The organism is Vagococcus sp. QWL-13, from assembly GCF_058683555.1.
This window is the reverse complement of record NZ_CM178746.1, coordinates 2,601,509-2,613,960: the sequence shown is the minus strand read 5'-3', so window position 1 is coordinate 2,613,960 and position 12,452 is coordinate 2,601,509. Positions and strand designations below refer to the sequence as shown.

The following is a 12,452-nucleotide window of genomic DNA, read 5'->3' as shown; positions in this document are numbered from 1 at the left end:
TATTCCTGTCAAACAATGACCATTGAAGCTTATTTTATATGACCAAGGAGGAAACAAGAAATGGCAGTAGTATTACATGCAGAGGAAAGAGCATTGCGTCCGCGTTCTATCCGCAAACAATTAAGAACAGCTGGAAGAGTTCCCGGAGTAGTTTATGGGAATAAAATGGAGAACACAGCAATCTCCGTTGACGGACCAGCCTTATCAAAGGCACTTAGAGAAAACGGTGTGAACGCTGTTTACTATGTAGAGCTGAACGGAGAAAAAATCCCGACATTGCTTCACAGAACACAAACAGACACATTTACTAACGAATGGGTTCACGCAGAGTTCTTGGCTGTTGATATGAGCGAAGAACAAGAAGTTGAAGCTGAAATCGTTCTAGTAGGTATGCCAGTCGGTGTTAAAGAAGGCGGCGTGTTGACTCAAACGTTGTATGCTGCAACAGTTTCAGCAACACCAGACAAATTGCCTGAAAGTATTGAAGTGAATGTGGAAGACATGACAATCGGTTCATCTATTTCAGTGGCTGATATTCCGAAACATGCTGATTTCACAATCATCACTGATCCTGAAGAGCAAGTTGCTTCAGTGGTAGAAATGGCTGTCGAAGAAGAGCCTGCTGATGACGAAGTGGTAGCAGAACCAGAAGTAATCACAGAAAAAGAAGTAGAAGAATAATTTTTATTTTTGTTTCCCTGTTGACGTATGAACGTTGACAGGGATTTTTTTGTCGGTGAATTGCAGATTAATGGGAAAGATTCCCTTTTTTGCGTGAAAATTATTTTGCCAACCTACCTGATATATTTAAATTTTATAAATTTATTTAACAAATATATAAAACACCTATTGATTTTATATAAGACGTATTATATAGTATAAGAGCAGGTTTAATACATCTTAAATAAAGGCGGCGATGAATTTGGATAAAAAGGTATATCAGTTTTCTGAGGGAAATGCTGGAATGAAACCGTTGTTAGGCGGAAAAGGGGCAAACTTAGCGGAAATGGTAAAACTGGGACTGCCAGTTCCGGGAGGATTTACCATTACTACGGAAGCATGTATGGCGTATTTAGCTCATGATCACAGTTTGGGAGAGGAATTAAAGGAGCAGATTTTGACTGCTTTAAAACAAATAGAATCTTCCAGCGGTAAAAAATTTGATGACGCTGAAAAACCTTTGTTGGTATCGGTGCGAAGCGGATCAGTGTTTTCCATGCCGGGGATGATGGATACGATCTTAAACTTGGGATTGAATGACAAGACTGTAGAAGCTTTAGCAAAACAGACTCAGAATGAACGCTTCGCTTATGACTGCTACCGACGTTTATTGCAGATGTTTGGTGAGGTGGTTTTCGGAATCGAGAGTCAACGTTTCGAACAATATTTGACCCATGTGAAAGAAAAAAATAATTATCCTTCTGATAATGGGTTAACTGCAGAAGATTTAAAAGAGATAGTCAAAGTTTTTAAAGAAATTTATTTGGAAGCAGTTAAAAAAGAATTCCCGCAAAATCCTGCCGACCAGTTGTTCATGGCGGTGGAAGCAGTTTTTCATTCTTGGAATAATCATCGGGCACAAGTCTATCGTCGTCTTCATGGAATTGCAGATGACTTGGGAACAGCGGTGAACATCCAAGCAATGGTTTTTGGCAACAGCGGTGAAACAAGCGGTACGGGTGTGGCGTTTACCAGAAATCCAGCAACAGGGGACAATCATATTTTTGGAGAATATCTCATCAATGCGCAAGGCGAAGATGTTGTCGCCGGCATCAGGACACCAGAGACGATTGATACGTTGGCTGAAAAAATGCCTAAAGTCTATGAGGAATTTATGAGAATCGCTAATTTACTGGAAAATCATTATCAAGATATGCAAGATATAGAGTTTACTATTGAAGACGAGCAATTATTCGTTTTACAAACCCGGAGCGGAAAGAGGACTGCTCGGGCAGCTTTTCAAATCGCTCATGATTTAAAAGAAGAAGGCGTAATTACCAAGGAACAGGCTCTTATGCATCTGAAACCTGAAATGATTGACCAGCTTCTTCATCCTGTTTTTTCTAAGGAAGTCATAGAAACAGCTCAAGTGGTGTCTACAGGCTTGCCTGCCAGCCCAGGGGCGGCTACCGGTCGGGTAGTTTTTGATGCGGTTCAGGCGAAAAAGTATGTGGAAGCTGGCGATGAGGTGATTTTAGTCAGACAGGAAACATCTCCTGAAGACGTGGAAGGCATGTCAGTCAGTAACGCAGTCGTTACCAGCTGCGGCGGTATGACCTCTCATGCGGCAGTCGTTGCCCGGGGGATGGGAATCTGCTGTGTAGTCGCTTGTACGAACCTAACAGTCAACGAAGCTGCCCGTTCGATTATTTTTGACGGGGGAATTGTTGAAGAAGGAGACTATATTTCAGTTGACGGCAGTCAGGGGAAAGTATTTTTAGGGAAATTGGAGATGGAAAAAACAGAGGAGAGTTCCGTCTTTAAAAAAGTAATGTCTTGGGCCGATGAAGTTGCGGATTTGAAAGTCCGGGTCAATGCTGAAACACCGAAAGATTTAGAAACCGCCTTTGCATTTGGTGCTCAAGGTGTAGGATTGACGCGTACGGAGCACATGTTCTTTGAAGGTAACCGTCTGATGGAAATGCGTCGTTTGATTTTGGCTGGAAGCAGCAGTCAGCGGCAAGCGCCTTTGAAAAAATTACTGGAAATTCAAATTGAAGATTTTACAAACATTTTCAACATCACACAAGAAAAAGATATTGTTATCCGTCTGCTGGATCCTCCTCTACATGAGTTTTTACCTCATGGAAAAGAAGAAATCAGACAATTAGCTGGAGAGTTGGGATTGACTGAGGCTTTTCTGGAGAAAAGGGTCAGCAGTTTGATCGAGACCAACCCAATGTTGGGGCATCGCGGATGCCGCTTAGGCGTGACCTTCCCGGAAATCTATGAGATGCAAGTGGAAGCAATCATCAAAAGTGCTTGCGGCTTAGTCAAAAAAGGAATAAAAGTGGCACCTGAAATCATGATTCCATTAGTCGGAGTGAAAAACGAGCTGACTATTCTAAAAGAGTTATTGATTGAAGTGGCTGACAAAATCATCGCTGAAGAAAATATTCCTGTTGACTACACGATAGGAACGATGATCGAGATTCCACGGGCATGTTTTATTGCGGATCAATTAGCCGAGGAAGCTGAATTCTTCAGTTTTGGCACCAATGACTTGACACAATTGACTTACGGTTATTCACGGGATGATGCCGGCAAATTTATTACCACCTATCAGCAAAAGAAACTGCTCCCGGCAGATCCTTTCCAAAAATTGGATGTTGAAGGGGTTGGACAACTGATTGAGATTGCTGTTGAACGTGGACGACAAACAAAACCTGATTTGAAAATCGGAGTGTGCGGTGAAGTTGGCGGAGATCCGTCTTCGATTGCATTCTTCCAAAAATTAGGTTTGCATTATGTGTCATGCTCGCCTTATCGTGTACCGATTGCCCGTTTAGCAGTGGGGCAGGCAGCTATCTTAAAATAATTTAATCATGGCACAGGAAAAAATCGCGGGACATTTTTAAGTTTCATAGATGTCCCGTGATTTTTTTATCCGTAAATTCAGAGAAAACTGACAAAGCAAATTTAGACAATGAGGAGCGACACAGCCGCGAGTATAAATCTAGGAAGATACGAGAAATTTTATCTTTGATGCTGGCATGCACAACTTGAATCTACAGGAGATAAACAAGGTATTTTAATGAATCAAAGGGAAATGTTAGGATTTTATTAGAATTTCAATCTGCCTATTAAGTTGTGTTGTGTTTTATTAGAACGTCATATATAATAAAATTAATATGAATAGGACGAGGTAATGAGAATGGAACTAACAACAAGACAAAAAGAAATAATCAAAATCGTCCGTGAAAATGAGCCGATCAGTGGAGACAATATTGCTAAAAGGTTAGGGTTGACAAAACCTACTCTGAGGAGTGATTTATCTTTATTGACAATGACGGGAATCTTAGATGCCCGGCCTAAAGTGGGCTATATTTATTCCGGACAAACAATTGAGCCTTTATTATTTGAGGAGCTGTATCATAAAAAAATTGGCGATATCATGGTCCCCCCGATACTGATAAAACAGACGACAACTATACAAGATGCAGTGACGGCTTTGTTTTTACACGATGCAGGCAGTTTGTATGTGATTGATGATGATGACAATTTTGTTGGATTGCTATCACGAAAAGATTTACTTCGTGCAACAATGAATAATCCGAATATTGATACTTCGCCCGTGGCTATCATCATGACCCGCACGCCTAATATCATCACAGTGACTCCGGAAGAAAGAGTAGTGGACGCTGGTTACCTGATCGTACATCAGGAAATTGATTCATTGCCGGTGGTAGAAACAGCCGATGCGCAAAAAGTTGTCGGCAAGATTTCTAAAAGCAAATTGCTCACTCATTTCATTGAGGCTGGGCTTCAAATAGAAAAAAATAAAGAGGTATAGAGAATGAAGAAAATTACGTTATTTATTATATCTGATTCTGTAGGGGAGACAGCTCAAAAAGTGATATCAGCAGTAATGGCCCAGTTTCCAAGTGTGGCCGACTCAGAATTTAAACGTTACCCTTTTGTGACGGATGAAGACGAGTTGAAAGTGATATTGAAGGACGCTTTACAGGAGAAAGCCATTGTTGTTGCAACGTTGGTGAATAGTCATTTGGTTACCGTGCTTCAAGAATTTTCAGCTCGGACGGGATTGGAGTATGTAGATTACATGTCTCCGTTGACAGAAATGATTCAAAGAAAATCTGGTGTGACCGCGTTGGAACAACCAGGGGCATTGCATAAATTGGACAAGGAATATTTTGATCGTGTGGCGGCAATCGAATTTGCGATTAAATATGATGATGGAAAAGATCCTCGGGGATTTTTGCAGTCCGACTTTGTGATTTTGGGTGTGTCGCGGACTTCCAAGACACCGTTGAGCATGTATTTGGCGAATAAATCTTATCGGGTCTCTAATTTACCTTTGATTCCGGAGATGCCTTTGCCTCAGGAGTTGCTGGACGTACCGTCAGAAAAATTAATCGGATTGACAGCGAATCCGGAAAAGCTTGTTGAAATCAGAAAGTCTCGTCTGGAATTTTTAGGTCTGAATTCTGATTCCCAGTATGCTTGTATTGAAAGAATCAGTGAAGAAGTACTGTATGCAGAAGATGTTTATAAAAAGTTAAATGCAACAGTGATTCATGTGGATAACCGTTCCATTGAGGAAACAGCGGCGCTTATTGAGGAATTAGGTAAGAAGTGACATAGGGATGCTTAAAAGAGAAACAAATATTTGTTTCTCTTTTTTTGCTTTTTTTGTTGACATTCACGTTACGTTATCCTTTATAGTTTAAGCAGGTTGGAAAATGAAAGGATTGAAATCAGTGGAATATAGGATTAAAGAATTTGGGCAATTGACCGGAGTGACGACTCGTACGCTACGTTATTATGACGAAGTGGGGTTATTGCCGCCAAAGAAAATCAGTCCTTCAGGTTACCGTATTTATGGGAAAGAAGAAGTGGAAAAGCTGCAGCATATACTTTTTTTACGGGAACTGGAGATGCCGTTGAAACAAATCCATTCATTGTTAAATCAAAAAGAGGACTATCTGTCTTTGCTCAGACAACATCGCGAGGCATTGCTTAAAAAGCGGGAACGACTAGACCATCTGCTTGATTTAGCCGACCAATCAATTATGGAAAAAGAAGGAGTAATCAGTATGTCTGATAAACAAAAATTTGAAGCATTCAAGAAAGAGCAATTGGAAACTAATGAAATGAAATACGGAAAAGAAATTCGTGAAAAATATGGGGAAGAACAGGTGGAAGCCGCTAATCTCCAATTTTCAAAAATGTCAGAGGAAGATTATCGAGAGTTTCAAGAGACAGAAAAAGAGATGCTCCAGCTGCTGGCTGGACATCAGGCAATCAAGATTCCATCTACGGAAGCAAAGAAAATTTTCCAACTGCATAAAGCATGGATCACGCAGGCCTGGGGCAAATATTCCGTAGAGAACCACAAAGGTGTGGCGCAGATGTATGTGGCGTCGCCGGAGTTTACCAAGTATTATGAAGAGCGGTCATCTGATGGCGCGGCGGATTTTTTACGGGATGTGATTCATCATTACGCTTAGTTGTTTACGGTTGGCATGGTTTGATTTATTCGTTATACTTAACTATATAATATTTTTGAAGGAGCAAGTGAATGATAGAAATCAAACAGCTGGTCACGGGACCAGTGGAAGCCAACTGTTACTTTATTTATAATGAATCCAATCTTTTGATTGTCGACCCGGGGGAAGATGGGGGAAAGATTCAAGAAATCATTGCCGATCTAAACCGTAAACCTGTGGCAATCTTATTGACTCACACCCATTACGATCACATCGGAGCATTAGAAGAGATTCGCAATGCTTATGATATTCCAGTGTATGTCCATCCGTCCGAGCAGGGGTGGCTGACAGACCCGAATCTCAATCTCTCAGGACTGCGTCCCATGGATATGATTGTTTGCGAACCTGCGGAGTTTGAGTTTGAGATGAAGGAGTATACTCTAGGCGGAATGACCTTTGAAGTACGTCATACACCTGGACACTCTCATGGGGGCGTCAGTTTTGTGTTTCATGAGGCACGTTTTGCGGTAACAGGAGATGCACTGTTTGCCGGCAGTGTGGGGCGCAGTGATTTGCCTACTGGAGACAGCCGTGTATTGATTCATGGTATCCGCCAGCAACTGTTTACTTTGCCGGAAGATTACAAAATCTATCCCGGACATCGGGGACCGAGCACCATTGGATTTGAAAAGAGTCATAATCCATTTTTTCAGTAATTAGAGAAGAAGCAAGTTGATGTATGCGTCCTTGCTTCTTTTTTGTTGCAGTAACAAGATTACTTTTAATTGCTTGAAGAAAATCTGGAAAGGTGTGTTATAATTTTCATGACTAAAAATAGAATTTGGAGAATTGAATGGAAAACAAAGAACATCATTATGGATTGATGACTGCTGTCACCATGATAGTAGGCATCTGTATTGGTTCAGGAATTTTTTTCAAGGCAGATGACATTTTGCGCTATACGGGAGGAAATGTTACTCTAGGTGTTATCGTGTTATGTTTAGGTGCCTTTAGTATTATTTTTGGCAGTTTGAGCTTGACTGAATTGTCTGTGAGGACAGAGAAAAACGGCGGTCTGGTCGGTTACTTTGAAGATTTTATTTCTCCTGAGATAGCCAGTGCATTTGGCTGGTTTCAGACGTTTCTATACATACCTTCCATCAATGTAGTTGTGTCGTGGGCTGCTGGTATTTATACATTGATGATGTTTGGCATTGCCCCCTCCCTTGAAAAACAAATTTTGGTAGGAACAATTTATTTATTCATTATTTATGGCATGAATTATTTATCTTTGAGACTAGGCGGGAATTTTCAAATCATCACTACCTATGTTAAATTGGTTCCTTTAGTGGGGGTGGCGCTATTAGGAATGTTTTGGCAGCCAGATGTGGTGTTGGAAGTAAGCGGTTCATCAGTTGCAACTAACTCATCAGGCTGGCTGTGGCTTGCTGCACTGGCACCGACGGCCTTTTCTTATGACGGCTGGCCTGTTGCCACCAGTATCACAAACGAGATAAAAAATCCTAAACGCAACATGCCACTAGCATTGATTATCGGACCAACTGTGGTCTTGTCTGTGTACGTCCTTTACTTTTTAGGAATCAATCGGATTCTCGGCTCGGATTATATTTTGCAAGTCGGAGACCAAGCCATCTATGATGTGGGCAAATTATTATTGGGAGAACAGGGCGGACCCATCATTTTATCCTTTGTAGTCATTTCTGTTTTGGGAGTGACCAATGGACTGACAATCGGCAATTTGAGAATGCCCCAAGCTCTGGCAACGAAAAATATGATTCCTTTTGCCGAAGAAGTGAGCAAAGTAGACATGAGAAAAAAATTATCTAAAAATTCCTTTTATATCTCACTGTTTTTTTCTGTGTTTTGGATGCTGATTCATTATTTAACTCAGAAGATGAATCTGATTCCCGGCGGAGATATCAGTGAGATTGCGATTATTTTTGGCTATATTTGCTATCCTATATTGTATATAAAAATCATTCAGATGTATTTGAAAAAAGAAGTTAAAAGTATCTTTAAAGGACTGCTGTCTCCTATTTTAGGTATTTTAGGCAGCATGATCATCGTTTTTGGGGGGATTATCAGTAATCCTGTCAGTGTGTCTGTCTTTATTGGTATTTGCTTTACAGTTAGTTTGGTCGGCTTTGTTTATTACAGGAAAAAGATATTTGAAACTGAAGACTTCAAGGACCAGCAGTGTTGACTTTCAAACTTTTTCTGATGACAACACTGTGACTTGAAAAGTTAAACTATCCTATAAAATAGGCAGTATGATAAACTGATATTAGCTAAAAAAATAAGGGGGCATTACGTTGAATCAAGAAAGATTACAAAATATTTTGACTAGAATGACTGAAAAAAAGGTGAGTCAGCTGCTGGTTTCTGACCCCACAACGATATTTTATCTTACGGGAGAATGGATTCATCCAGGGGAACGTCTGCTGGTTTTGATGTTGAGGGCAAACGGAGAGCACGTGTTGTTTTTAAATAAACTTTTCACCGTTAAAAAAGATTTGGGTATTTCAATCGTTTACTTGGACGACACAGATGATGGTATTAAGATCCTATCTGATTATTTAGATGAGACTGAAGCGATTGCCGTGGATAAAGTTTGGCCGGCCCATTTTCTGATTGCGCTGATGAAAGTGATGAAAAAAGAAATCGGAGAAATCACACTTGGTTCTGAAATCACTGATGCCGTGAGAGCACGTAAGTCGGCAGAGGAAATTGATTTGATGCGTGAAGCCTCCAAGGATAACGATGAAGCAATGAGCCGTTTGATTAACTTGATACCGGAAAAATTAACGGAACTTGAAATGACTGACAGACTGACAGGGATTTATCGAGAGTTGGGGAATTCAGGTGTATCTTTTGATCCTATCGTTGCATACGGGGCTAATGGAGCTGACCCACATCATCTGACAGATGATAGTGTGGTATCTGATGGAGATAGTATTATTTTAGATATTGGCGGGGTAAAAAATGATTACTGTTCCGATATGACGCGCACGGTTTTCTACCAGTCTGTTTCCGAACGTCATCGGGAAATTTATAATATTGTTTTAGAGGCTAACCGCCGGGCCATCGAAGCAGTCAAACCGGGTGTTAGATTTTGCGACATTGATGCAGCAGCTCGTGATTATATTACGGAAAAAGGTTATGGAGAATACTTTACTCACCGTACTGGGCACTTTATCGGATTGGAGTGCCATGAAGTAGGAGATGTTTCAGCAGCTAATACCTCGACGGTGGAAGCGGGCATGATTTTTTCGATTGAACCGGGGATATATTTGCCAGGTGAAGTGGGCGTCAGAATCGAAGACTTGGTTGTAGCTACAGAAAATGGCTATGAAAATTTGAATCATTTTCCAAAAGAGTTGATGATTATCGGAGAAAATAAATAGTTTGAACAATAAGGAATTTCTGAATAGAAAAAGATTGAAAACATAACAAAAAATTTTAAACTGTCGTTATATGTCGTGTTCTAAAGATATGATTTTAGAGCACAGCACAAGTACGACAGTTTTTTATTGGTTTAAATTTCCAATCTGCGTAATAAAACTATTGTTCGTTTTTATATAATATGGGCAATACCCTATGATAAATAACCATAAACAACGGTAGTGGCTGACAAAATTTTTCATTAGCTAAAAAGTATGATATTACATCAATGATAGCATTTATACTGCAGCGGAACTATGCTATCATTGGTTTTAGATAACAAAATAGACAAAGGCGGTATATAGATGAGATATATGGCACATATCAGAAGAAAAGATGGTGCAGCTCAACTTGTGAGAAATCATTTGTTAGAAGTGAAAGCGCTATCTGAAGAATCAGGAAGCAAGTTGGGGGTGGGGCATTTAGCAGGATTGGCAGGTGTGTTACATGATTGCGGCAAATATAGTGATGAATTTCAAGAGTATTTAAGGGATGCAGTGGCACATCCAGATGATTTGTCCAAAAGGGGGACTGTGGACCACTCCACTGCTGGAGGAAGACTTTTATCGGAGTTTCTCAGCAACTCTCCCACAGAAAAAATGCTTGCTGAAATCATTGGCAATGTAATTATATCCCATCACGGCGGACTGAACGATTATATCTCCCCGGTAAGTTTGGAAACTCCTTACTATCGGCGGGTGTACGAGAAGGAACTTCCCGAATTTGAAAAAGCCAAGGAACGCTTTTTGAGCGAGGTTTTATCTGAAAAAGAATTACAGAATTACTGTGCCAAGGCAATGGAAGAATTGCATAATTTCATCAATGAAAGTAAAACCCACGGGCGGGATGCCGCAAGTTTTTTACGGGATATTGATTTACTGACGAAGTATCTTTTTAGTTGCTTAATTGATGCAGATCGAACGAATACCCGACTTTTTGAAGAGGATACAGAAGATCAAACCTGGGATCGAAGCCGGTTCTTTTCAGATTCTCTAACTGCATTAGAACATCTTTTATCCAGTTTTGAACAAAACACTGCAAAACAAAGCCGGATAAATGTACTGCGTCAAAAAATGTCGCAACAAGCGCTTGAGTTTGCGTCCAGACCTTCAGGGATTTATCAGCTGTCGATTCCGACCGGCGGGGGAAAGACTTTAGCGAGCCTGCGTTATGCTTTACAGCATGCCAAAAAATATAAGAAAGAGCGTATTATTTACGTCGTGCCGTTTACGACAATAATTGAACAAAATGCCCAAGTCATTCGAGACATTATTGGAGATAAGTATCTCTTGGAACATCATTCCAATGTGATTGAAGATGATTTTTCCTTCCAAGAATTTGAGTCGAATTTTCAGGAGGATCATTTTAATTTAAAGTTGGCCAAAGATAACTGGGATGTGCCGATTATTTTAACCACAATGGTTCAATACCTGAATATTTTTTACAGTAGGGGGACCCGAAATGTGAGGCGGCTGCATAATTTAGCCAATGCAACGATAATTTTTGATGAAGTGCAGGCAGTACCGATTAAATGTTTATCATTATTTAATGAATCGGTTAATTTTTTAAAAAATTATGGGCGGACAAGTTTGCTGCTTTGTACCGCTACTCAACCGGCATTGGATTATGTGACGAATGGTTTAGAGCTGGCGGAGAAATCTGAAATCGTTCAACAACTGCCCAAAGTAGTGGAAGCATTTAAGCGCGTTCAGGTTGTTGACAAAACTCAGAATACAGCTTGGGGACAAGCTGATATAGTCGAATTTTCTCAAAAAATAATGATAAATGCCAAAAGTCTGTTAGTGGTCCTAAATACAAAGAAAGCGGTCAGAGAAGTATACAAACAGTTGGTTTCAGAAAACACATCAAATGCAGCAGTTTATCATTTGAGCACCAGTATGTGTCCTAAACACCGCAAAAAACAACTGGAAAAAATGATTGAGCTTATGAAAAATAATCAGCCCGTCATCTGTATCAGCAGTCAATTGATTGAGGCGGGTGTGGACATCAGTTTTGATCATGTGATCCGGTCTTTGGCGGGATTGGACTCAATCGCACAAGCCGCCGGACGCTGCAATCGTCACGGCAGTGAACCAATCAAAGAAGTTTATGTCATCAATGTCAGCCATGAATTAGAGAATACGGATAAACTACTGGAAATCAAACGTGGGGCAGCAATTACTAAGAAATTATTCAGCACATTGAAAAATATTCAGGAAAAAGAAGGAGGAACAGAAACCTTTGATTTGCTGGGACCTGCTGTAATGAAACGGTATTTTCAAGAATATTATGCAGAGTTTCAAACAGACACTAATTATTTTATCAATGAAATCGAAGCTAACCTGTTTGATTTATTAGGTCCAAACAAATTTTTAAGAAGTGCCTTGCTGCAGGATAAAGGCATAAACTATCCGCTGTTTTTAACTTCAAGCATGAAAACAATCGGCAAGTATTTTAGAGTGATTGACAATCAAACAACATCCGTACTCGTGCCTTATGATGAGGAAGGGGATGACATCATCGCCTTGCTGAATAGTGACCCCGAAGTATCAGAGTTGACAAAGTTGTTAAAGAGAGCCCAGCAGTATAGCGTTAATCTTTTTGACCAAGAGATTAGAGTTTTAAGTCAGAATGGATTGTTACTTCCTCTTTATAAGGGAGATGGTTATTATTTGTCGGAAAGGGCTTATGACAAAGTTTATGGGGTCAACCTTGAGGGAGACGGCAAAATGGGAATGCTAAGCATTTAATAGGAAAAAACCAACCAGTCAATCAGAACGATTGATTAACTGGTTGGTCTGCTAAAACGATATTTTCCAT

Annotated in this window: 9 protein-coding genes; all 9 read left to right on the top strand. The window is 40.2% G+C overall.

What is annotated here, in order from left to right:
- Positions 1-60: 60 nt before the first annotated feature.
- Complete coding sequence (locus tag AC4PHI_RS12305) at positions 61-681, top strand: 50S ribosomal protein L25/general stress protein Ctc (protein ID WP_492200120.1); 621 nt, start codon at positions 61-63, stop codon at positions 679-681.
- A 241-nt stretch (positions 682-922) separates the two neighbouring features.
- Entirely contained in the window at positions 923-3,538 is a 2,616-nt protein-coding gene (gene ppdK, locus AC4PHI_RS12300) for a pyruvate, phosphate dikinase (protein WP_492200119.1), read from the top strand.
- Positions 3,539-3,874: 336 nt separating this feature from the next.
- Positions 3,875-4,513 carry a helix-turn-helix transcriptional regulator gene (locus AC4PHI_RS12295; protein ID WP_492200118.1) on the top strand — a complete coding sequence of 213 codons (639 nt, stop codon included), beginning with the start codon at positions 3,875-3,877 and terminating at the stop codon, positions 4,511-4,513.
- A gap of 3 nt (positions 4,514-4,516) precedes the next feature.
- Entirely contained in the window at positions 4,517-5,320 is an 804-nt protein-coding gene (locus tag AC4PHI_RS12290; RefSeq protein ID WP_492200117.1) for a pyruvate, water dikinase regulatory protein, read from the top strand.
- A gap of 103 nt (positions 5,321-5,423) precedes the next feature.
- Positions 5,424-6,191, top strand: coding sequence for a MerR family transcriptional regulator (locus AC4PHI_RS12285; RefSeq protein ID WP_492200116.1), 768 nt, complete (start codon positions 5,424-5,426; stop codon positions 6,189-6,191).
- Between the two features lie 71 nt (positions 6,192-6,262).
- The gene (locus AC4PHI_RS12280) at positions 6,263-6,886 is read left to right on the top strand and encodes an MBL fold metallo-hydrolase (protein WP_492200115.1); all 624 of its coding nucleotides are present in this window, start codon (positions 6,263-6,265) and stop codon (positions 6,884-6,886) included.
- 137 nt (positions 6,887-7,023) lie between these two features.
- Positions 7,024-8,394 carry an APC family permease gene (locus AC4PHI_RS12275; RefSeq protein ID WP_492200114.1) on the top strand — a complete coding sequence of 457 codons (1,371 nt, stop codon included), beginning with the start codon at positions 7,024-7,026 and terminating at the stop codon, positions 8,392-8,394.
- A gap of 109 nt (positions 8,395-8,503) precedes the next feature.
- Positions 8,504-9,595: a M24 family metallopeptidase gene (locus AC4PHI_RS12270; protein WP_492200113.1), complete on the top strand. Its 1,092-nt coding sequence runs from the start codon at positions 8,504-8,506 to the stop codon at positions 9,593-9,595.
- A gap of 342 nt (positions 9,596-9,937) precedes the next feature.
- Positions 9,938-12,382: a CRISPR-associated helicase Cas3' gene (cas3, locus tag AC4PHI_RS12265; protein WP_492200112.1), complete on the top strand. Its 2,445-nt coding sequence runs from the start codon at positions 9,938-9,940 to the stop codon at positions 12,380-12,382.
- Positions 12,383-12,452 lie beyond the last annotated feature (70 nt).